The sequence below is a fragment of the Microcoleus sp. Pol11C2 genome (assembly GCF_036701505.1).
Lineage (GTDB): Bacteria > Cyanobacteriota > Cyanobacteriia > Cyanobacteriales > Microcoleaceae > Microcoleus.
In genome coordinates this window covers 82705-105302 of record NZ_JAUBQX010000017.1, presented here as the reverse complement: position 1 = coordinate 105302, position 22598 = coordinate 82705, and the positions used below count along the sequence as shown (strand labels likewise).

Genomic DNA, 22598 nt, shown 5'->3' with positions numbered 1-22598 from the left:
TACGGATTTGGGATTTTATGTTTTTGAATATTTGCACTATGCAGTAAATATTATACCTCTTGCCCGACGTTATAAAATTTATAGGACTTATTCTCAAAGGGGTTTTACGCGCTACTTAGAGGGGTAAGGTGCACGCCAATAGCGCACCCTACATATAGAAGTTTTGCTAGTCCTGAATTACCCCTGTTAAAAATTCCACATAACGGGGTTATCGTCTAAATGATCGGTGACGTTGCGCCCGATCGCGTCAATTTCTTTTAATTCCTCTTCACTCAATTTTACCTCAGCAGCTTTAGCATTTTCGGCTGCTTGTTTCCCGTCGCGCGCGCCGACAATGGCATTTGTTTGTGGCTGGGAAATCAACCAGGCTAAAGCTAAGTTGCCCAAGGTTGTCTGGTGGCGATCGGCAATTGGCCTGAGTTGATTTAATGCTGTTTGCACTCGGTCGTAATTTTCTTTGATGAACAGCTTATTTTTGGCGCGGTGGTCGCCTTCTTCAAACTTGTGTTCTGGCCCGAATTTACCTGTCAATATTCCTTGAGCTAGAGATGAATAGGCAATGATGGAGATATGATTGTCCACACAATAGGACATAGCATCTTTTTCTACCCAGCGCCAAAACAGAGAATAGGGCGGTTGCAAGCTGTGGATGCGTCCGTATTGGGCGGCTTCTTCTATTTGGGCGCGGGAGAAGTTGGAAACGCCGATCGCCCGAATTTTTCCCTGTTCTTTTAATTTGTTCAGGGCATCCATTGTTTCTGCAATTGGCACTAACTCGGAATTCCAACTGCCAGCGGGCCAGTGGATTTGATAAAGGTCGATATAATCGGTGTTGAGGTTTTTTAGCGATCGATCGCAGGCTTCGACTAACAAATCGGGTTTCAGGTGGTTGGCGAAAACTTTGCTAGCATAAACTACTTGCGATCGTACATCTGAAAGTGCTTGACCGATAATTTGTTCCGAATGCCCTTCTCCGTAAACCTCAGCCGTATCAAAGGTGGTAATACCTGCCTCAAAAGCCGCGCGCATGGCTTTGACAGTTTCAGCATCCTCAATTCCCACCCACATCCGCTTCCCAGCTTGCCAAGTCCCCATAATTATCGGGGTAATCTGAATTTGTGATCTCCCCAATTGTCGCTTTTGCATACCCTAAGTCCTCATTTATATTTTTAGTATTCACCCTCAAGCACTCTAATCTTAACAGACAAAAGTTGGGTATTCATCCACAGTAATGATATCGTTTTCTTATGCAATAATTATACTGATGTACAAAGTTTAAACTTGTTATAATATGGTTTTGCAGTTTTTTTTTAAAGAGAAGGTTTTACGAACCAAACGATAAATTCGATGCCGAAAAGTATTATTATGTCTTTCAATATAAGTGGTTTTACCCGATGCTTTGCCTACAGGTCGATGTCTTTTAAAAGGTAGCACTTCTGAATGAAATCCCCAAAAATGAGTATAAAAAACAGCACATTGTCTATAGACAGGAGGTAAAGATTGCCAGAAATTGGACGCTTTTTTTTTTGAGAAACCTCCAATATAAAGTCCAACAATTTCACGGGTATTTTGATTTAAAACTATCCACATCCATTGCTTTTTTTCGCTGGTTTTTGACAAATGACGACATTTCATCTAGCTGTAATATCCACTGACCTTTCGGTTTTTTAATCACCAAAATTTCTTAGGAAATTTCGGCATACTTTTTATTCATATAATTCTGAAGCCATCGAATAGATACCCCGTAGCTCTAGCAATTCCGGCTCAAGAAATTTTTTCTAAAATCAGTCGCTCAATTAAGGCTTTAGTATAGGAGTGAAATCCGCCTATATTGATAATTTTCCCTAAACTGACGACTACAAGTTTTACATTTAAATCGCTGTTTCCCCTAAGGATTCTTTCCATTTTTCATAAAAAGTTTACTTGGATAATTAGGACATTCCATCCTTTTTTCTCAGAAATTTATGTTGATTTAATATTAAACCCTTACTGTGTATCACTACCTAAGTCTCATCACCCTACTTAATATTTTTTTGCATACTTATAAATTTGCCCACCGACCTACTTAAAAAGCTTATTTTATGTAAACATGGGGACATTTTAGTTGCAAAATAGAATTTTTGGATAGCAATACCTCAATCCCTTCTAGGCTAGCCCCAAACTATTTTGTAAAGCAATAATTTAATCCTCTAAAATCACTTGGGTATTTTGTGTTGCTTGAGAACTTTAGCGGGACTGATAAATGAAATGCCCTGAGAAGAAGAGGTACTAATCATGACAGCTTCAATGACAGGCTCATAAACTGTTTTTTCTGCAACCCACTCCACAATAAAGTTTGCACCTGACCCTCCACTTGTATCATCGGCTGCAATGAAAAAGTCTGTGGAAGCAAGCGGCTTGAGTTCAACTGGACTCTTAATGTCCTGCCTAATCAATTTCCCATTAGTATCGTAGTAACGCACCGAAGTAATAATAATCGAATTTGTCAGATCCGTATTGCGGATACTGAGGGTGGCTGACAAATTCATGACTTGATCCTGGCTATTGTAGTGATAAATATGTGAGTAAATAGGGACATATACGGTTTGTCCCATCACAACTTTTGTTTTATCTAACGAGACTGCTCTCAGTGAAATTTCACGTTTTATATCAGGTTGTTGCCTTTGTGAGGTAGTTTGCTCTGAACAAGAGGTAATGACGATCGCGGCGATCGCCCAACCAACCCAGAAATGCTGTTTCAGCTTCATCGGCATTCATCCAAATAGACCACATACATTGCAGTTACGTCTACAGCACAATCAACCGTCTCCTGCAGACTAAAACGGTAGTTAATCTGTCAATTTATTTGAGGACAGCAAGTTTATCGGTTAAATGACCCGTTGAAAACTCTATTTTTTAACGGACAAACCCACAGGCAAGCTGGTATTTGTCAACGCTCGCAATGGTGTTACCGAATTTTAAACTGTTCGGCTAACCCCAGCCGCATCATTCCGGCTCCACCAATTAATACCTACAGAATTTATTGTCACCTCAAAAACAAACATTATTGAACTACATACTACAAGCATCTCTCTTCCTTGAGGCAGCTTAGTGATAAGGTTTGACCGGTAGTTCAACCTGGAACGTTGAGCCTTTGCCCACTGCACTTGTCACCTCTATTTGTCCGCTGTGTGCCTTGACAATTTGTTGGACGATCGCCAACCCCAGCCCAAAGCCTCCACTCTCCTGCGATCGCTCGGTGTCTACTCGATAGAAGCGATCAAAAATATAGGGTAAGTCCGCTTCTGGAATACCGATTCCCGTATCGATGATCTGAATGACTGCCAAATTGGAAGGAAGAACTAGCCGTATCTTTACAGTTCCGCCAGCGGGAGTATATTTACAGGCGTTGTAAAGCAAGTTTTCGACTACTTGCCGCAGCAAATCAGGATCGGCCAATAATTCAATAAGTTGTTCCGGTAATTCGCAAATCAGTTTGATATTTTGGGCTTCTGCAAGTGGGAGAAACTGGGTGGCTAAATTGCTGAGGAGCTCGTTGAGATTGATTAACCTGAGCGATTCCGGGGCAAGTCGCCCCTGATGACGAGCCAACAGCAGTAAATTATTCACCAGCGCTCCCATTGATTTTGCGCTATCTACAATGTTTTCTAAGGGAGGATGGTAACGTGAATCATCAGCCGCGATGAGCAACCCAAGCTGGGCATTAGTGAGAATGGCAGACAGGGGCGATCGCAACTCGTGAGAGGCATCGGCTGTAAAGCGCTGAAGCTGCTGATAGGCTTGCCGAATCGGTTGCATGGCCAGCCCACTGAGAAACCAACCTGTGAGGGCAATTAAGCCCAGTGTCAGCGGGACAGCGAGAGTTAGGACAATCTGAAGCTCAGTGAGCCTGTTTTGAGTTTCTGTCAGGGGAGTTGCAACCTGAAGATAACCGAGTACCCCTGTTCTACCTTCAACGGGTAATGTCACCTGACGCAGCCAGATTCCTTTTCCCAAAAGTGGATCGGTTGATCGAACTGTGAGATAACCAAAGGGCGTATTTAACTGCTGTGATGAAGGAGTCCCGAAAAAACGAACTAACCGCCCTGGCGCATTATACCAGCGTACATAAATCAGATCTTCTGCAAGGGGATGAGACCCACTGCCTAACAAGGGGACATGACTCAGATCGACCTGGCTCTCGTTTTTGCGAACTTCATAATGCACGCTGGCAGCCATGACTCGAGTTTTGTCATATAGCAGTCGATCGAGCGCCTCTAGTTTATCTTTTACCTCAATCTGATAAATCACCCCAGCAAACAGCACAAGAATGCTTCCCATTGAGAGGGTGAACCAACGAGCCAGATTCCGACGACTTTGATTAAACATGACTTGGCTTCACAATCGTCACTTGAGAGGGGAAGCGAGGCGATAACCCATACCGTAAATGCTCTCAATCCAGTCTGCCGATCCTACAGCCTGCAAGCGTTGGCGGAGTTTGCGAACTAGAACTGTGATTGCATTGCTCTCTGGTTCAGTCCCCCATTCCCACACGGCTTGTTGAATCTGATTCCGAGTCAAAACCTGTCGGGGATGACGCAGAAAATACTCCAACAACTGAAACTCGCGACTGGAGAGGGAAACGGTTGCACCTTGTCGCTCAACAGTAAGAGTATCGAGGTGGAGGTGCAGATCCTCAAGGCTGAGCGTATCTCCTTGCCAAAGGGGCGATCGCCGTCTTAATGCCCGGACTCGTGCCATGAATTCAACCAAATCGATCGGTTTCACCAGGTAATCATCTGCCCCTGCGTCTAACCCGGTCACTTTTTCAGGCGTGGTATCTCTTGCCGTGATCATCAAAATCGGCGCTGTTTTCCCTGCCGATCGATATTGACGACATAGATTTACCCCACTTATATGTGGCAACATCCAGTCCAAAATCAACAAATCATATTCTTTTTCTGATAACAGCCACTGTGCCGTCTCTCCATCTTTTACCCCATCCACGCTATGTCCTGCTTGAGACAGCACTGTTTGAAGCGGCATCAGTTGCTTTGGGTCGTCCTCCACAAGTAGGATTCTCATATATTTCTTTAATTGGGCTTATAACATTTATATGCTGATGGAATTTACCTATTTTAAGTATGAATCTAAAAATGCCAACACTTGCTTTTTTTCTACTTGCGGCTCTAGCAGAAATCTCTGGATGTTACGCTTTCTGGGCCTGGGTGAGACTTGAAAAGAGTATTTTGTGGATTGTTCCAGGCATTTTAGCTTTAATCTGTTTTGCGCTTGCTCTAACTCAAGTCAATGCTTCAAATGCTGGAAGAGTATATGCTGCCTATGGAGGTATTTACATTCTTGGCTCTCTGGTTTGGTTGTGGCTCATTGAAGGAGTTAAGCCAGATAAGTGGGACTTGGTTGGTGTTACAATTTCCCTGATTGGAACCGCTGTAATTTTGTTGAGTCCACATCGCTGAGTGGTATGGTTATGGAACTGAAACATTTGACGCATCGGCCTTGAGTATGATTTCAGCAGAGCAGTAACTCCACTAAAGTGCAAATGTAGCAATCCTCAATCATTTGTGAATTTCTGACTCCATCCCCGCGGGTTCCGGCAGGGTTGGGGTGGGTAAAAAATTTACGACTTCTGCAAGGATTGCTATAGATCGCAGGCCAAGCGTTTAAAACAGATAGGTGTAGTATGTGGCAGGTTACTAAACGTTGGCTAAAAGCATCAGGCGCAGAGTTTTGGTTGCCATTGCCGTTTGTGGCGATCGCGTTTTGGGTTGGCTCCAGCTTCCTAATGGCTCAAGAATTACAACAACCCCTGATCGCACAGAATAAACTTCAGGCAGATACCCAGCTTAAAGCAACGGTGTCTGTCAATATATTGCTGATCAACGCGGTGATTAACCGAAAACAAGGCACAACCCAGGTTGCGGTAGAAACAGCAGAACCGATTTTGAAGCGATTGGAATTAGAATTGCCAATGACTGACGCAACCCAGATAGAGGCAGCGATCGCGCAAGAACTCCAGTTATCACGTCAAAATGTTCGCCAGTTAGTCCGTTACGAGCTGGTTGAATAAGTTTATTGTTTCAATATGGCGATCGCATCCAGTCAAATAAGGTTGGCAAATCCATAAGTTTCCTCGCTGCGAGCGCGCAATTCCTCAAGCGGCAATAAGTGTCAAATACTCTTGCCGCTTGACGATTAAGAACTACTGAGTGACGATTTCGTTATTGATGGAAACATTCGCTGCAACTTGCCGAGAAATTTGTTCGGCCAATGCTTTTTGTTCTGCCGTTTGAACGCGCCCTGTTAACACAATAGAATTATCCCGATCGTCTGCGTCCAAATCGAATTGCTTGAGGGTGCCATCGGAGTCTAAGGCCTCTTCTACGCGATCGGCAATATCGTCAATGTCTTGATTCTGAGGCGTCTGTGCGGTTGTGGTTGCAGGCGAAGAAGCGGTTGGAGCAGTCGTATTTTCAGTGGCAGTTGTGGGAGCAGAAGTAGATGGGACAGTTGTCTGCGAAGTATTGGGGGAAGTGCAAGCACCTAAACCCAAAATTGCAACAGTGCTGACGATGATTCCTTGCACAAATAGCTTTAATAATTGCATATTTTTTGTTTGTTTTGTTTGTTGTGAAACGCAATTTTGCCGATAAACCTCAGCATGAAGGCTTTGAGCCTTTCAACTTAACAAGTGAATGTAGGATAGTTCATCTATCAAAAGGAATGCTTTTTACAACCCTATTAAAAGGCAACAATCACATCCAGTCAACTAAGGTTTGCAAGTCCATAAGCTATCTCAATCGGTTCTGTTCCTAAGTCTAGGGAGCAAATGTGATCCAAATGTGAGTAACAGAAATCAGTCGGTCACTTTTCCCTCACATTCATCAATGACGCTAGAAACAAGACGAAATAACAGAGAAGCATTGGGCTTAACAAGAAACGTTATGACTGCAACAAATGTAGAAAAATTAGTAGAACACTCTTGGCATCACCTCTCTGTCGAGAAAGTAGCTCGGCTTTTAGAGAGTGACCTGGAAATAGGTCTATCTTCCGACGTGTCAGCCCAACGGCGCGAGATCCTCGGTCCCAATCAACTAACGGCTCAGAAGCAGCAAAGTGCCTGGTTGCGATTTTTTCAGCAACTGAATCAGCCGCTAATCTACATTTTGTTAGCCTCTGGCATAGTGACAGCATTTCTGAAAGAGTGGATTGATTCAGGAGTAATTTTTGGGGTTGCTCTGACGAATGCCACCATTGGTTTTGTTCAAGAATCAAAGGCAGAGAATGCGATCGCCGCTTTAGCAAAATCTGTTGCAACTGAGGCAACCATTCTCCGCCACGGTCAAAAGCAAGTGGTTTCATCCAGCGAACTGGTTCCTGGCGATCTCGTCTTGCTGTCTTCTGGGGATAAAGTGTCTGCGGATCTGCGGCTGATCGAAGTCCGTGACTTACAGGTTGATGAGTCAGCATTAACAGGAGAATCTGTCCCGGTTCAGAAGCAATCCCAGGCGCTAGAGGCAGACGCTGCACTGGCCGATCGCACGAACATGGCGTATACCGGAAGCCTGGTAACGTTTGGACAGGCACGCGGACTCGTCGTCAGCATTGGTGACATGACCGAGACCGGACACATCTCGCAACTCATGCAGCAAAGCACGACGTTGGAAACCCCACTGAGTCGCAAAATTGACAAATTTAGCCAAACCTTGCTCTATGTCATTTTAGGTTTGGCTGCCTTCACCTTTGCTGCAGGCATTGCCCAGAGATTTTCTTGGGTTGAGGTGTTCAAGGCATCTGTGGCGCTTGCCGTCAGCGCAATTCCTGAAGGCTTACCCGCGATTTTAACGGTGACACTGGCGATCGGGGTTTCCCGGATGGCAAAGCAACACGCCATTATTCGCAAACTTCCGGCAATTGAGACGTTGGGTAGCACCACGGTGATTTGTTCCGACAAAACCGGAACCTTAACTGAGAATCAAATGACGGTTCAAGAGATTGATGCAGGAGGAAAGCGTTATCGGGTTAGCGGTGGAGGATATGCACCAGACGGGGAAATTTCTGTAAATGGAAATTCCGTTGATTTGACGAACGCACCTGCCTTATATGAATGCTTGCAAGCAGGACTTTTGTGCAACGATTCACATATAGAAATGCAAGATGGAAACTGGACTGTAGTCGGTAGTCCAACCGAAGGGGCGCTGGTTGCGGTAGCCCAAAAAGCGGGGTTAATTACTGAGAAACTGGAGGAATCGCTTTCCCGACTCGATACACTGCCGTTTGAATCTCAGTTTCAATACATGGCAACCTTACATGACGATCGTCCAGAACGGTTGATTTATGTCAAGGGTTCAATTGAGGCAATTCTGAAGCGGTGTCGCCAGATGCTCGATGAAGAGGGAGAGGCGATCGCCATCAACAGGGCGCCGATCGAGCAAGCTGTAGAGAGGATGGCGAAAAAAGGGCTGCGAGTTCTAGCACTGGCCAAGAAAGTTGTACCCGCTTCGCAATCTTCAATTGAGCATTCTGATATTGAGCAAGGATTAACTTTTTTGGGTCTGCAAGGCATGATCGACCCGCCTCGCCCCGAAGCGATTCAAGCGATTCAAGCCTGTCGGTCTGCAGGAATTCAGGTGAAGATGATTACCGGCGACCATGCCAAAACAGCAGCAGCGATCGCGCACCAAATGGGACTAAATCAAACCCAAGAGGCTCCCGTTTTTACCGGTCAAGAACTCGCTCAAATGAATCAGCAGCAATTAGCCAATGCTGTCGAACAAAGCAGCGTGTTTGCTCGTGTAGCGCCAGAACAAAAGCTCCGCATTGTCGAAGCACTTCAGTCTAAGGGCGAGATTGTGGCAATGACTGGAGATGGAGTTAACGATGCTCCCGCCCTGAAGCAAGCTGATATTGGGGTAGCGATGGGCATCACGGGCACTGAAGTCACAAAAGAAGCCGCAGATATGATTCTGACGGATGACAACTTTGCTTCGATCGAGAAAGCCGTTGAGGAAGGGCGCACGGTTTATAAGAATCTGCTGCGGGCGATCGCCTTCATCCTGCCCGTTAATGGTGGAGAGTCTATGACCATCTTGATTGCCGTACTTCTGGCAACCCCGCTACCCATTTTGCCAGTACAAATTCTCTGGCTGAATATGGTCAGTTCAGTTGCGTTGAGCTTACCGTTAGCATTTGAGCCACCCTCTCCCGATGTCATGCAACAGCCGCCTCGACCTGCCAATGAACCGCTTCTGTCTCGCAGGCTGACGGCTCGGATTTTGACAGTTTCGGTATTTAACTGGATTGCGATCTTTGGGATGTTTGAATGGATCGTCCAAACCACAGGCAATGAAGCTCTAGCCCGGACGATGGCAATTCAAGCATTGGTGGCGGCAGAAGCTTTTTACCTGTTAAGCATCAGTCGCTTCGTTCCGGCGATCGCCGCCAAACTGCGCGGTAAAGATGAATCCGTTGGCTATGCTGTGGCGATCGGCATTGCGGCTATTTTTATTCTCCAATTCCTGTTTAGCCAATTGGGCATTATGAATCAGTTATTCGACACTGAAGCTTTGAACCCAATCCAAGGCTTAATTTGTATCGGATTCGGACTGCCAATGATTCCTTTGTCAGCTTTACTAAAGCGTTTTGCACCTCTGAACTAAGTGGTTTTTGTGATGCAATTATTGCCAGTGGCTTTACACACTCTTTACCAATTTTGTAGCGTTGAATATTGAATATCTCTCATGAATTACCAAAACCTCAAACGTGCTAGCGGCCTATTTACTAATCATCGAAACGCAAAGCAGGCGCTAGTTGAGCTAAAAAACAGGGGCTTCCCCATGCACAAAATTTCAGTGATTGCTAAACCTTCTGACAATGATGATTTGGACTCTCTGGGCGTGCAGCAAATTTTAATCACAAGAGCAGCAGGCGCACAAGTAGGCGCGATCTTAGGCAGCCTACGACTAGGTTCACTAGCCTTAATTGTTGGACTCAGCAGCCTGCTAATTCCCGGTATTGGTCAGGCCGTAGCGGTGGAAAGCATTTTAGCAACTTTCTTTGGAAGTGGGATTGCTGCAACTGCTGGCGGTCTATACGGCGCACTTCAAGGATGGTTGATGCCAGAAGAACAAGCAAGAATTTACAATGACAGATTTAACCAGGGAGATTATTTGATCGTTATGGAGGCAAGAGAAAATGAGATCGTGATTGCTGAACCTGTCCTTAAACGTTGGGAGATTCTGACGTGGCGTGTCTGTGATGCTACCTAAATTCAAGGTCAGAAAAGACGATTACCTTCGAGGAATTTATTCCGGCCAATCAGAACGTCCAAAACCACTCAAAATTTTGACTGTCGATGATTTTGGGCGATCGCTCTCCTACTCCTTAGATATGAGATATGGATCGACAACTTCCTTTACTAGCCGGTTCGGCAACCGCGATCGGGTAGGCAAGACTTCAGAAGAGACTGTATAAAAAAATTAAAAACCAGCACAATTAAGAGCAATTAGCATCCTGTAAGGGTTGGGAAATCATCCAGATCTACCAAAAAAATTGCACTCTAAAAACGATCCGATCGCCCAACTAACCCAGAAATCCTATTTCAGCTTCATCGGCATTCATCCAAATACACCACATAAATTGCAGTTACGTCTACAGCAGAGTGAACCGTTTCCTGTAGACTAAAACGGTAGTTAATCTGTCAATTTATTTGAGGAAAACGAGTTTATGAGAGGAGTATCGGCGATCGAGTGGATTGTAGCGCAAGCACCTCCCTTGGGCAGCGCTCCTGCTACAAATAGCCAAACGGCAGGAGCCATTCCTGAATTGGTAATCATCTTGATCATTCTGCTGCTGATTGCAACTTTTGTTGCACTCGTAACCCAACGGTTGCGAATTCCCTACGTGACGGGCTTAGTGTTAGCAGGCTTGCCCATTACGGAGCTCTTGTCGCGTCGAATTGGTTTAGACCCATCTTTAGTATTAAATCTTTTTCTACCCATTCTGATTTTTGAAGCAGCTATCAATACGGATATCAGCCGTCTCCGCAGCACCTTTAAGCCGATCGCCCTGCTGGCGGGTCCAGGCTCGATCTTTTCCTCAGCAATTATCGCTGTTCTGGTTAAATTTGGGCTGGGGCTAGACTGGATTCCGGCATTGCTAATCGGAGTAATTCTGGCAAACACTGATACAGTCTCGATGATCGCGGTTTTTAAAGAGATCCGTGTGCCTTCTCGATTGTCCACCATTGTTGAGGGAGAAACTCTGTTCAATGATGCGGCTGCTCTAATTTCATTTAATTTGGTTTTGGTAATTTATGCGACAGGCTCTCTCACCGCTATACAAGGCGTGAAGGAACTGCTCGTGGTTGCCTTAGGTGGGGCACTGGTTGGGGGTGTTTTAGGTTACTTGAGCGTGCCGATATTTGTTCGCTTAAACGATCCGTTGAGTAGCCTTTTGCTAACCGTCGCTCTCGCATTGGGAACCTTCCAAATCGGACAATTTTTAGGCGTATCGGGCGCAGTGGCGGTGGTCATCACCGGACTTGTTTTTGGCAACCTTGGGCTGCCTCGCAGTTCGTCTGCCTCGGATCGGATTACCTTGCTGAGTTTCTGGGAATACGCTGGTTTTGGCGTCAATACGTTTATTTTCCTGCTGATTGGAATTGAAATTAACCCGCTGACGCTGTGGAGAATTTTGCCATCGATTTTATTGGTGATTCTGGCCTATCAACTGGGACGGATTCTCTCGGTCTATTTGTTATTAGCGGGGCTGCGTTGGTTCGATCGCCCCATTCCGCTACGCTGGCAGCACATTTTGGTTTTAGGGAATATTAAAGGGTCTCTCTCAATGGCCTTAGCTGTTGCCATTCCCTTGACCCTACCAGGACGGGATAACATCATTGCCCTGGTGTTCGGTGCAGTTTTATTCTCTTTGGTCGGACAGGGATTAAGTTTACCGTGGATAGTAAAACGACTAAAAATTAGCCGTGTTTCTGATGTAATGCAGGAAGCTGGGCAGTTACAGATTCAGTTGATCGCTTCCAAAGCGGCTCAAGATGAGCTAGATAGTTTGCTGAAATCTGGCGTGTTGCCGAAGGCAGTTTACGAAGAGTTATGGGCATCATATCAAGCACGAGTAGCACACTCTGAGCGAGTGCTGCGCGATCTCTACAATCAACATCGGGCCGGGCAAGTACAGGGCGATCGTAGCGGGCTAGATACGATTCGACGGCGATTGCTTCTAGCAGAAAAAGGAGCAGTTAGCGATGCCCTTCGCAAGCGAATTGTCCCAGAGGATCTGGTTCATCCTTACATCAAAGATTTGGATGAGAAACTTCTAACGTTGGCAGATGACTAGCGCGAATGCCGAGGTAATCAATCATCTGGTGAACTAGCTCTGGACGGGTGACGACCAAGATGGTAGAGCCTGCTTCAAGAACAGTATTGCCGTTCGGAATCTCCAGATTGGCGCAGGCATGGCATTGATAACCAATAATCAGCGAACCTTTTGGAAAACGAGGGTCTTGAGCAATTTGAGCAACGGTGTGACCTGCCACCTTGCAATCGCCTGGAACTGGCAGCTTTAGTACCTCGACTTGCCCGTGTTCAAAGTGCATCATCGACTCGATTTGGGGGTATTCAATCGCATTCGCCATTGATGCAACTGCCAAATCAATAGTGCTGATGATGTGACTGGCTCCGGCAAGTCGATAGGCTTCCAGGAATTCGCGATCGCGCATTCGCACCACAATATGGGAAATGCCATAGCTCCTGGATAGGGTGATCAGCGCTAAATTCAGTGCATCATCGCTGAGTGCTGCAACGACTGCGTTTGCTTGTTTAATTCCCGCTTCCAGAAGAACCGTTGTACTCACCGCACTGCCTTCAAATGCCATCACTCCGATTTTTTCACGAGCAAAGCGACACGCAAGCGGGTCGGCATCGATGATTGCAACCGTATGACCGAGTTTTAATAGCTGCTGGGCTAAACCCAGCCCCATCATTCCTGCTCCACCAATTAATATGTACATGACTATGTGTCATTCCAAGAATGAACGTTACAGATTTATCCCTAGGAGTGAGATTGTTTTGGGTTTCTATCAGTTTAATCTGCTTGTGGGGTGGCTTTTACGGGGCTTACTTATTACTTGTTCGACACTTAGTTTAATCTGCTTGTGGGGTTGGCATCGGAGCCAGCCCCTCAAGTGATTTTCCTCAGTTAGGTACGCAGCGGGAACCCTACATAATCTTAGGCACTTTAAAAAACTCCCCATCGCGATCGGGAGCTCCCTCCAAAATACTTTCTCCCTTAGCAAAAGGTTGCAAATCGTCCGATCGCATTACATTACTAACATCGATCGCCCGCGTTGTCGGCTGCACCTTACTCGTATCTAGTTCACTCAACTGCTCAAAATAATCCAAAATACCGTTAAGTTGACCAGTAAACTGCTCTTCTTCTTCCGGCGTTAATTCCAATCTCGCTAAATTCGCTACTTTCCGAACTTCTTCTCTGTCAATCATAAAAATGGGGAATGGGGAATGGGAATGGAGAATGGGGAATGGAGAATGGGGAATTGGTTATTAAGAACAATAACAACAACAAACATAGAACAAATAACTAATGCCCCATGCCCCTTCTCATCCTAGTTAAAAATACACATCAATTTGCGATCGACCTGTCGTCTTAAGCCAATTTTGCACTTCAATGTAATTGTTTGGGGCCAAGCGAATAGCCTCTTTCCAATAATCCGCAGCTTTATCAAACAGGCCTTCCGCCCCTTCAATATTGCCCGCTTCCTTTTCCTTTTCCCCTTGATAGTGGTAAATCACAGCAATATTATTCAGTGCTTGTGGCATTCTCGGATTGAGATCCAAAGCCTCGCTGTAATATTCCAAAGCTTTATCGTGTTCGCCGTTGCTAGTATGGATCAGCCCCATATTGTACAAGACATAACTGCGATCGTAAGGATCTTCCTCCAGCTTCAGCGCTTCATGATAATTGTCCAGCGCTTCAGCATATTCGCCATCTGCTTGAGCTGACATACCATCCCGGTAATAAGCAAAAGCTTCCTTCGCCTGCTTTTTGGCTGGCATAATCTTCAGGATGATATCAGCCATTACCGTGAAACTTTTGTCAATAAAGTTATCGTTGCGTTGAGTTCTTGGCATATGCGATTCTTTGGTTAGTGGCTAATCAGAAAAATTAGCCTGTAAAGTTTTCCTATTAATAATTGCGCCACTGTTGTAGTGGGCCGTTGTGTTGAGGGCGCTAAAAGGTTTAGTCGATCGCAACTGCGAACCTTAAAACACGCCCTTGGGTTTAACACTCTCGCAAGTTCTATCTATTTTATATAAGTCTTGCAAGACTTGCAAAAAAACCAGATTTCTTTAACCTCTCTCTCGTACTCTACACAAAACTTACAAAAACCCGCAACGGTGGAAAAAGTTCTGCTCGAGGGTGCAGGGACAATCCTCTTCTATGGCTTTCCTTCGGATCGCGAAAGCTAACACCAACGGGCGATGATCGCGTCGCGCACCGTACCCTACTAACTTTACTCACCATCCCCCTCGTTGACTCTCAGAGCAAACAAGCAAATAGCCTGCCGAGGAGAAATTCAATCACAAAGTTTTATTAAGCTATCCGAGTTCAGCCCATACTTAAAAGTTATTCGGCAAAACAGTAGCAATATTTTGCCCCAAAGTCAAGAGCAGCCTCAAAAAAAATCAGAAACCCGATCGCCAAAACCAGCTCGAATTCCCGCAATATATAATAAAAATAACCGGGTAATTTTCACAGAGAGAAACCTATGGCTCCGAATCCCACCATTATGCAAGCCGTCGAACAACTTGGCTACCGCGTTACGGTTGGAGACGTGGCGGCAAAAGCTGGATTAGATGTCAATTTTGCCCAGCGAGAACTGTTAACCCTCGCCTCCGAAGCAGGCGGCAACCTGCAAGTAGCAGAATCCGGCGACATTGCCTACCTATTTCCCAAGAACTTTCGAGATATTTTGCGAAACAAATTCTTGCGCTTGCAGTTGCAGGAATGGTGGCAAAAAATCTGGCGCATTTTATTTTATCTGATTCGGATATCTTTCGGCATAGTGCTGGTAGCTTCTATCCTCTTAATTTTTGTTGCTATCACGATTTTACTCTCCAGCGGCGATAGCAATAACAGTGGCAGCGGAGGAGACGGTGGTAGCGGGGGCGGCAGAGGCGGCGGCTTTTCCTTTTTTCCCTACTTCTGGAACGACTTAATCTGGATATTTTACTGGAACCATGACCAACCATACTACCAGCAGCGATCGCGCTTAACTGACCAAAAACCCCAGATGAGTTTTCTAGAAGCAGTTTTCTCCTTTCTATTTGGAGATGGGAATCCAAATCACAATCTAGAGGAGCGCAAGTGGAGTGATATTGCGACTGCAATTCGCAACAACCGAGGCGCCGTCGTCGCCGAACAAATTGCCCCATATCTCGACAATCTCGGACAAGGATACACCCGAGAATACGAAGAATATATGTTACCGGCTCTCGCCCATTTTGACGGCCGTCCCGAAGTCAGTCCCGAAGGGCAAATAGTCTACCACTTCCCGCAATTACAAACCACAGCCACCGAGAGAAATTCTGAACCAGTAGTAGCTTATTTGCGAGAAATGCTGTGGCGTTTCAGCAACGCCAGCTCCGGCCAAATCATGCTCGCGGCAGGGTTAGGAGCCGTCAATCTTGTCGGTGCGTTAGTTTTGGGGAATCTATTAACTAATAATTTGATCGCCGGTGGGTTTATCGGTTTCGTCAGCGCTGTTTATCCCATGATCCTGATTTACGGCGTCGGATTTCTCGCAATTCCTTTAATTCGCTACTTCTGGATTCAGTGGAAAAATAGCCGGATAGAATCCCGCAATCAAGAGCGTCAGCAGCGAGCAATGTTATTAAACGAACCAGATGCCAACTTACTCAAAAAACTGGCCTACGCCCAGGAATTTGCAGCAGAAAACGTTCTGACTGGAGAAGACTTAGCTTATACAACAGAAACAGAATTAACCCAACAAGAACTAGAACAGTCAGCCAAAATAGATGCCGAATGGCAGCGCCGGATCGATCGCTCCGACAACTTGTAATACTAAGAAAAAAAAACAGTTGTTGGTTGTTAAGTTAGGTTGCACTAAGATCTTGCACTCTTTTCAAGAATAGGCAGGATGCCTGTTCCAAAAAAAAATATCTTTGTTGGGGAACGGGTTTTTAGCTCGTTGCTAAGAATTGTGGAAAATATCAATTTTTATTGATGTCATAATTTTTTATACTCCGAGGTTTATTAAATAAGCTTAGGGCGTTTAAAAATCAAACAATTTTGGTCATACTTCGAGTCGTGATCCAGAGCCACAAGTTCCCATCCCTCCTCGCCCAAATGATTAACAAATAGATGAAGCGAGCCTTGTTTCCAATCTCGCTGTTCTTCACCGTTTACATATAAACTGATCAGCTTGTTTCCAAAAGGATACATATTCGCATCCACAAATAAATACTCCCACTTTTGCATAGCAATCCTTAATCTAGTTAGTCATGTAGTTAGTGATCAGTCATTAGTCATTAGTCATTAGTCATTAGTCATTCCCACTTCCCAATTTCCAATACTTCAGCTACGCGGTTCCTGAGCGTAGTCGAAGCGCCGTACAAGTTCCCAATTCCTTGTATTCAGGACACGGAAGTCAGAGATACAGGAATAGTTGTTTTTCCGTTCTTCCTTCTTCCTTCTTCCTTCTTCCTTCTTCCGCATTCCCAGCAGTTACTGGACTGCAATTCTGGCCAAAGTAGCACCTCGGTAATAGTGCAACAAAATCTGCTGGTAGCCGTATCCTTGTCTGGCCAAATTGTATGCCCCCCACTGGCTCATTCCTACAGCATGACCGAAACCTTTGCCAGCAACTTGAAAACCCGTAGGAGCTTGGCCGCTGTTCCTTGGGTTCCCACCGCCCCCATACTGAGGAATCACGGTAAACCGCGTACTCCTCAAATTTAAAACCCGGCGTAAATCTGCGCCAGTCATGACCCTAGAACCGCCATCTCCAACTACTTTCATCCTCAAAACGCTGCCGTAAGCGGTAGTGCGTTCTGGCTTCATCGAGATCACATTGCCCACGCCAGAAATCCTATTGCTGATTTGATCCCGGGAAAAACTTTCTTTCCATTGGTAAACCGGCGCCCCTTGGTCGAAGTCAGGAACAGCACGCAGGTAAGGCAGAGGTTCTGTCCAAACATCCTCGACATTTTCAGTATGTCCCCCAGAGGCAGAGTGGAAAGCGGCTAAAATAATCTGACCGTTGTAGGCCAGAACTTGACCGGCTGTTGCATCGACTGCCGAATAAGTGCCAGAAGATTCTGTTTGCAGTCCTTTGTAAACCTGCGAAGACTGAGTGCTGTCTACGTCGTAAAGGTCGGTTTCGCTTTTGAGGCGCTGGTGGATAGCGTAGGAACGGGCGGCGACTGCTTGGGCTTTCAAAGCCTCTTGAGGCCAATTGCCACTCATTTCGGCGCCGAGAACGCTGTAGAGATATTTTTCGATATCGACGTAGTTGATGGCAGTCAAGCCTCCTTTTTGGGGAACCAGAAGCGTGCGTCCCCGATACCAACGATCGCCAATCCAGACATAACCGTTCCCCGTCGGCTCGATCCAAACTTGGTTGGCCGCCCACCGACCGATCGCCACTGTTCCCGACCGAAATTGAGCTGACTGAGAACTGTTTGCCGACAGTTCGCCCAAATTGCGCCCGCTACCGTCGCGGATTGCAGCCTTAGTAGAACTGCCGACTTTTACCTGACTTGCCCCGTCTTGTACCGCCACTCGCAAGATCAGCGCAGCCTGTGCTGGGGCTACCATTGCCAGCCAAAACAACAGCGAAATCCAAAAGTAGCGTTTTTTTAATGTCGAAAAAACGGAACCAAAAAATACTCCTGACTGCATTTGAAAATTTTCCTCCTGTGCTGTATGAGTTTAAGAATTTTTAAGAGAAGGCAAGGGAAAAAGGAAGGGGAACGGAAGAAACAAAACGTTAGAATTGGGTGGATCGCTCTGTACGCTTGTCAAAAATGATTTTAGCGAAGAGATGTTCGCAGGAACAGCGATTTATCCCGGTTCCTGCCTGCGACTATTTCCTATATGTCGGATTTGTCGCACTCTGGATATATGTAACATATTTTTTAAGACTTAATTGAGGTGATTTGACTCTTGCAGATTACATTTCTCGGAACTAGCTCCGGCGTACCCACGCGATCGCGCAACGTTTCCAGCATCGCCCTCCGCTTGCCCCAGCGAGCGGAACTCTGGCTGTTTGACTGTGGCGAAGGAACTCAGCACCAGTTTCTGCGCAGCGATCTCAAAGTCAGCCAACTAAGCCGCATTTTCATCACTCACCTGCACGGCGACCATATTTTCGGCTTAATGGGTTTGCTGGCTAGCTGCGGTTTGGCGGGGAATGTCAAGCGCATCGATCTTTACGGGCCTCCGGGACTTGAAGAATATTTGCAAGCTGGTGTTCGGTATTCTCAAACTCATTTTTCTTACCCGGTTAAGATACACAAAATTCACGAGGGAATCATCTATGAAGATGACGAATATATTGTTAGCTGCGGCCCTTTGAAGCACCGAGTTACTGCTTTTGGTTATCGAGTAACTGAGAAAGATCGTCCGGGACATTTTGATGTAGAAAAAGCGAAGGCTGTGGGTATTCCTTCCGGGCCGATTTACGGTCAATTAAAACAAGGAAAAACGGTAAAGTTAGAGGATGGGCGACAGTTTAAAGGTACTGATTTTTGTGGCCCGGATCAAATCGGGCGCAAGTTTGTTTATTGTACTGACACGGTTTTTTGTGAGGGTGCCGTGGAATTAGCGAAGGATGCTGATTTGTTGGTTCATGAAGCTACTTTTGCTCATCAAGATGCTCAAATGGCATTTGATCGCCTGCATTCAACTTCCACAATGGCGGCTCAAGTGGCTTTGATCGCTGGGGCGAAACAGTTAATTATGACGCATTTTAGTCCGCGTTATGCTCCCGGAAATGCGATCGTCCTGGATGATTTGCTCAAGGAAGCGCAGGCAATTTTTCCGAATACGAAAATGGCCTATGACTTTTTGACTTACGAAGTGCCGCGCCCTGTTTCAAACTAGGGTTAATCTGACCTGAGATGTGAAGCCATTTTCAATAAGGGCGATCGGGGCGGGCTCTGGGGCCCACCCCACAAAAACATTAATCTATTGTGGAACAGGCCGGAAAGCCTGTTGCTGAAATTAATCCAACAAAAACATTAATCTATTGTGGAACAGGCCGGAAAGTCTGTTACGCCCTGCAATTGTCAATAAGCAGATATACCTGAGCTGCGATCGCTACCCACCTTCACCAACTTCAATCTAAAATCTAAAATCCCAAATCGAGCGATCGCCCCCAGCGACGGCCCAGGAGAGCCAATGGTTGCTACAATCGGGGAGGGTATATGTTGTGGCTAACACTACAGCCCCTAACCCTGAAAGCTAATAGCTAAATTATTAAAAATCTGCCTCTCCTGCCATGTTTAAAAATCTGCTAGGCGATCCCAACGCGCGCAAACTGAGAAAATTTCAGCCTTGGGTAGCTGATATCAATATTTTGGAAGAAGACTTCCGCGCACTCTCAGACGACGACCTCAGAGGCAAAACGGCGGAGTTTAAAGAACGTCTGGCAAAAGCTAAATCTCTCAACGAGGAGAAAGAGATACTAGACGAAATCTTGCCGGAAGCTTTTGCAGTAGTGCGGGAAGCGGGACAACGGGTTTTGGGACTGCGCCACTTTGATGTCCAACTCCTCGGGGGCATTATCCTGCACAAAGGCCAAATTGCCGAAATGAAAACCGGTGAAGGCAAAACTCTGGTGGCGACACTGCCGGCTTACCTCAACGCCATCAACGGCAAAGGCGTACACATCATCACCGTCAACGATTATCTCGCAAGGCGGGACGCGGAATGGATGGGGCAGGTGCACCGCTTCCTGGGATTGACTGTGGGACTGATTCAGCAGGGCATGGATCAGGTGGAACGAAAGAAAAATTATAGCTGCGACATTACCTACGCCACTAACAGCGAGGTGGGCTTTGACTATTTGCGCGACAACATGGCTACTGTCATGGAAGACGTAGTGCAGCGTCCTTTTAATTTCTGCGTGATTGACGAGGTTGACTCGGTGCTGATTGATGAAGCACGGACGCCTTTAATTATTTCCGGCCAGGTGGAACGCCCCAGTGAGAAGTATATACGGGCGGCTGAGGTAGCTGCTGCTCTGAGAAAGGAAAATGAAGAACATTACGAGGTTGACGAAAAGGCTCGGAATGTGCTATTGACCGATGAAGGCTTTGGTGAAGCTGAGAAGTTGTTGGGTGTTACGGATTTGTACGACCCGGCTGACCCTTGGGCGCATTACATTTTTAATGCGATTAAGGCCAAGGAATTGTTTATTAAGGATATTAACTACATCGTCACTCCCGATCGCGAAGTCGTGATTGTGGATGAGTTTACGGGCCGGGTGATGCCTGGACGGCGCTGGAGTGACGGTTTGCACCAGGCGATCGAAGCCAAGGAACGGGCGGAAATTCAGCCGGAAACTCAGACGCTGGCGACGATTACTTATCAGAATTTCTTTTTGCTTTATCCGAAGCTGTCGGGGATGACGGGGACGGCGAAGACTGAAGAGACTGAGTTTGAGAAGATTTACAATCTGGAAGTGACGCTGATTCCCACTAACCGGATTACCAGCCGTACTGACCTTTCGGATATGGTTTACAAGGCGGAGGCTGGGAAGTGGAATGCCATCTCCCAAGACTGCGCGGAAATGCACGAGATCGGTCGGCCGGTGCTGGTGGGCACTACAAGCGTAGAAAAGTCGGAGTTGCTGTCGCGGCTGCTGCTGGAGAGGAAAATTCCTCACAATTTGCTTAATGCTAAACCGGAAAATGTGGAGCGGGAATCAGAAATTATCGCTCAAGCCGGACGCAAAGGTGCTGTGACGATCGCGACAAACATGGCGGGACGCGGTACTGATATTATTTTGGGCGGTAATTCTGAGTACATGGCGCGCCTCAAGTTGCGGGAGTATTTTATGCCCCGAATCGTGAAACCCGAGGATGACGAAGACTTTTCGCTGGTGCAAGTACCTGGTATTGGTGGCCGCCCCGCCCCTCAAGGTTTTGATATGACTAAGAAAAAGGTAAAGTCTTGGAAAGCTTCGGCGCAGATTTTCCCCACGGAACTATCGAAAAATGCCAAACAAATGCTCGTGGAGGCGGTGGAATTGGCGGTGAAGGAGTACGGCGCGCGATCGCTCACGGAATTGCAAGCCGATGATATCGTGGCTATAGCTTCGGAAAAAGCGCCGACAAAAGACCCGGTAATTCAAAAATTGCGGGAAGCTTACAATTTAACTCGCAGCGAATACGATGCTTTTACCAGCACCGAACACGATGAAGTCGTGCGGTTGGGAGGCTTGCACGTCATCGGTACCGAACGCCACGAATCGCGCCGGATCGACAATCAGTTGCGCGGCCGGGCGGGACGCCAAGGAGACCCGGGTTCAACGCGGTTTTTCTTGAGTTTGGAAGACAATTTGCTCAGGATTTTCGGCGGCGAACGGGTGGCCGGTTTGATGAAGGCTTTCGGTGTTGAGGAAGATATGCCGATCGAATCTGGAATGCTGACTCGTTCCCTCGAAGGCGCTCAGAAAAAAGTCGAAACCTACTATTACGATATCCGCAAGCAGGTATTTGAATACGACGAAGTGATGAACAATCAGCGTCGAGCAATCTATGCGGAACGTCGCCGAGTATTGGAAGGTTTGGACTCCAAAGAACAGGTAATTAGATATGCCGAACAGACGATGGATGACATCGTGGGAGCATACATCAATCCCGATTTACCTTCGGAAGAATGGGAACTCGACAAACTTGTGAGCAAGGTGAAGGAATTTGTTTATCTGCTGGCTGACATGACACCGGATCAGCTAGAAGATTTGTCCGTTGAGGAAATTAAAACATTCCTGCACGAACAAGTCCGCAATGCTTACGACATTAAAGAAGCGGAAGTTAATGCAATCCGAGCCGAATTGATGCGAGATGCGGAACGATTCTTTATTTTGCAGCAAATTGATACTTTGTGGCGAGAACACTTGCAACAAATGGATGCTTTACGCGAGTCTGTAGGGCTGCGCGGTTACGGCCAGAAAGACCCGCTGATCGAGTACAAAACTGAAGGTTATGAGCTGTTTTTGGATATGATGACGGATATCCGCCGCAATGTGGTTTATTCGCTGTTCCAGTTCCAGCCGCAGCCGGCAATGCAAGTTTCGCCAGAGATGGTTTGAAGATAGTTAATAGTTGACACTTAAAACTTAAAAATGAAAGATTTAATCTTTCATTTTTAAGTTTTATTTAAAGGGAATTTAACCCTAAAATCATAATAGGCAAACAAACGATCACTTTGCTGAAAAAGAATTTCTTGCAGCAATCAAGCAATTTCAATGACATCGACAACGGCTCCAACGGTTGGCAGTTTTACAGCAACCGTGCCTTCTCCGGCTGTGC

20 protein-coding genes and 1 pseudogene are annotated in these 22598 nt (G+C 46.2%); 10 read left to right on the top strand and 11 right to left on the bottom strand.

All coding sequences use genetic code 11. The features are described 5' to 3' along the window. Nucleotides 1-186 precede the first annotated feature (186 nt). From QUA42_RS12700 to rppA, 5 genes and pseudogenes are all read right to left on the bottom strand, one after another. Nucleotides 187-1146 carry an aldo/keto reductase gene (locus tag QUA42_RS12700; protein WP_333137580.1) on the bottom strand — a complete coding sequence of 320 codons (960 nt, stop codon included), beginning with the start codon at nucleotides 1144-1146 and terminating at the stop codon, nucleotides 187-189. A 73-nt stretch (nucleotides 1147-1219) separates the two neighbouring features. Then, nucleotides 1220-1945, bottom strand: a pseudogene (locus QUA42_RS12695) (IS1 family transposase). Between the two features lie 250 nt (nucleotides 1946-2195). Continuing rightward, on the bottom strand, nucleotides 2196-2747 hold the full coding sequence (locus QUA42_RS12690; RefSeq protein WP_333137579.1) for a DUF3124 domain-containing protein: 552 nt from the start codon (nucleotides 2745-2747) through the stop codon (nucleotides 2196-2198). Between the two features lie 340 nt (nucleotides 2748-3087). Then, nucleotides 3088-4368 carry a HAMP domain-containing sensor histidine kinase gene (locus tag QUA42_RS12685; RefSeq protein ID WP_333137578.1) on the bottom strand — a complete coding sequence of 427 codons (1281 nt, stop codon included), beginning with the start codon at nucleotides 4366-4368 and terminating at the stop codon, nucleotides 3088-3090. A gap of 18 nt (nucleotides 4369-4386) precedes the next feature. Then, nucleotides 4387-5064, bottom strand: a complete 678-nt coding sequence (rppA, locus tag QUA42_RS12680; protein ID WP_333137577.1) for a two-component system response regulator RppA — start codon at nucleotides 5062-5064, stop codon at nucleotides 4387-4389. A gap of 59 nt (nucleotides 5065-5123) precedes the next feature. On the opposite strand from rppA, the gene QUA42_RS12675 reads away from it, so the two are divergent. After that, nucleotides 5124-5459, top strand: coding sequence for a YnfA family protein (locus QUA42_RS12675; RefSeq protein WP_333137576.1), 336 nt, complete (start codon nucleotides 5124-5126; stop codon nucleotides 5457-5459). 224 nt (nucleotides 5460-5683) lie between these two features. Then, complete coding sequence (locus QUA42_RS12670) at nucleotides 5684-6070, top strand: hypothetical protein (protein ID WP_333137575.1); 387 nt, start codon at nucleotides 5684-5686, stop codon at nucleotides 6068-6070. Nucleotides 6071-6202: 132 nt separating this feature from the next. Here QUA42_RS12670 and QUA42_RS12665 read toward each other — a convergent pair whose 3' ends face one another. After that, the gene (locus tag QUA42_RS12665; RefSeq protein WP_333137574.1) at nucleotides 6203-6607 is read right to left on the bottom strand and encodes a BON domain-containing protein; all 405 of its coding nucleotides are present in this window, start codon (nucleotides 6605-6607) and stop codon (nucleotides 6203-6205) included. Nucleotides 6608-6944: 337 nt separating this feature from the next. On the opposite strand from QUA42_RS12665, the gene QUA42_RS12660 reads away from it, so the two are divergent. The 5 genes from QUA42_RS12660 (at nucleotide 6945) to QUA42_RS12640 (ending at nucleotide 12357) form a co-directional block, all read left to right on the top strand. Further along, nucleotides 6945-9659, top strand: coding sequence for a cation-transporting P-type ATPase (locus QUA42_RS12660; RefSeq protein ID WP_333137573.1), 2715 nt, complete (start codon nucleotides 6945-6947; stop codon nucleotides 9657-9659). A gap of 81 nt (nucleotides 9660-9740) precedes the next feature. Next, a complete protein-coding gene (locus QUA42_RS12655) occupies nucleotides 9741-10268 on the top strand; it encodes a hypothetical protein (protein ID WP_333137572.1) in 528 nt (175 codons plus the stop codon). A 76-nt stretch (nucleotides 10269-10344) separates the two neighbouring features. Then, complete coding sequence (locus QUA42_RS12650; RefSeq protein ID WP_333137571.1) at nucleotides 10345-10473, top strand: hypothetical protein; 129 nt, start codon at nucleotides 10345-10347, stop codon at nucleotides 10471-10473. Nucleotides 10474-10551: 78 nt separating this feature from the next. After that, on the top strand, nucleotides 10552-10683 hold the full coding sequence (locus tag QUA42_RS12645) for a hypothetical protein (protein ID WP_333137570.1): 132 nt from the start codon (nucleotides 10552-10554) through the stop codon (nucleotides 10681-10683). A gap of 42 nt (nucleotides 10684-10725) precedes the next feature. Beyond that, nucleotides 10726-12357 (top strand): sodium:proton antiporter, encoded by a 1632-nt coding sequence (locus QUA42_RS12640; RefSeq protein WP_333137569.1) that lies wholly within the window; start codon nucleotides 10726-10728, stop codon nucleotides 12355-12357. On the opposite strand, the gene QUA42_RS12635 is transcribed toward QUA42_RS12640, so the two are convergent. From QUA42_RS12635 to QUA42_RS12625, 3 genes are all read right to left on the bottom strand, one after another. After that, nucleotides 12314-13030: a TrkA family potassium uptake protein gene (locus tag QUA42_RS12635; RefSeq protein WP_333137568.1), complete on the bottom strand. Its 717-nt coding sequence runs from the start codon at nucleotides 13028-13030 to the stop codon at nucleotides 12314-12316. The two genes, QUA42_RS12640 and QUA42_RS12635, sit on opposite strands and share 44 nt — an antisense overlap. A 208-nt stretch (nucleotides 13031-13238) precedes the next feature. Next, complete coding sequence (gene gatC, locus QUA42_RS12630) at nucleotides 13239-13520, bottom strand: Asp-tRNA(Asn)/Glu-tRNA(Gln) amidotransferase subunit GatC (RefSeq protein ID WP_006635952.1); 282 nt, start codon at nucleotides 13518-13520, stop codon at nucleotides 13239-13241. Nucleotides 13521-13646: 126 nt separating this feature from the next. Continuing rightward, nucleotides 13647-14168, bottom strand: coding sequence for a photosystem I assembly protein Ycf3 (locus QUA42_RS12625; RefSeq protein WP_333039118.1), 522 nt, complete (start codon nucleotides 14166-14168; stop codon nucleotides 13647-13649). Nucleotides 14169-14806: 638 nt separating this feature from the next. On the opposite strand from QUA42_RS12625, the gene QUA42_RS12620 reads away from it, so the two are divergent. Beyond that, complete coding sequence (locus QUA42_RS12620) at nucleotides 14807-16120, top strand: hypothetical protein (RefSeq protein WP_333137567.1); 1314 nt, start codon at nucleotides 14807-14809, stop codon at nucleotides 16118-16120. Nucleotides 16121-16314: 194 nt separating this feature from the next. Here QUA42_RS12620 and QUA42_RS12615 read toward each other — a convergent pair whose 3' ends face one another. Together QUA42_RS12615 and QUA42_RS12610 are read right to left on the bottom strand one after the other, a co-directional pair. Beyond that, the gene (locus QUA42_RS12615; RefSeq protein ID WP_015174403.1) at nucleotides 16315-16539 is read right to left on the bottom strand and encodes a hypothetical protein; all 225 of its coding nucleotides are present in this window, start codon (nucleotides 16537-16539) and stop codon (nucleotides 16315-16317) included. A gap of 246 nt (nucleotides 16540-16785) precedes the next feature. After that, a complete protein-coding gene (locus QUA42_RS12610; protein ID WP_333137566.1) occupies nucleotides 16786-17961 on the bottom strand; it encodes a SpoIID/LytB domain-containing protein in 1176 nt (391 codons plus the stop codon). Between the two features lie 264 nt (nucleotides 17962-18225). Here QUA42_RS12610 and QUA42_RS12605 point away from each other — a divergent pair, with 264 nt between their 5' ends. Both QUA42_RS12605 and secA read left to right on the top strand, forming a co-directional pair. Beyond that, a complete protein-coding gene (locus QUA42_RS12605; RefSeq protein WP_333137565.1) occupies nucleotides 18226-19164 on the top strand; it encodes a ribonuclease Z in 939 nt (312 codons plus the stop codon). 397 nt (nucleotides 19165-19561) lie between these two features. Then, nucleotides 19562-22378 (top strand): preprotein translocase subunit SecA, encoded by a 2817-nt coding sequence (gene secA, locus QUA42_RS12600; protein WP_333137564.1) that lies wholly within the window; start codon nucleotides 19562-19564, stop codon nucleotides 22376-22378. Nucleotides 22379-22598 lie beyond the last annotated feature (220 nt).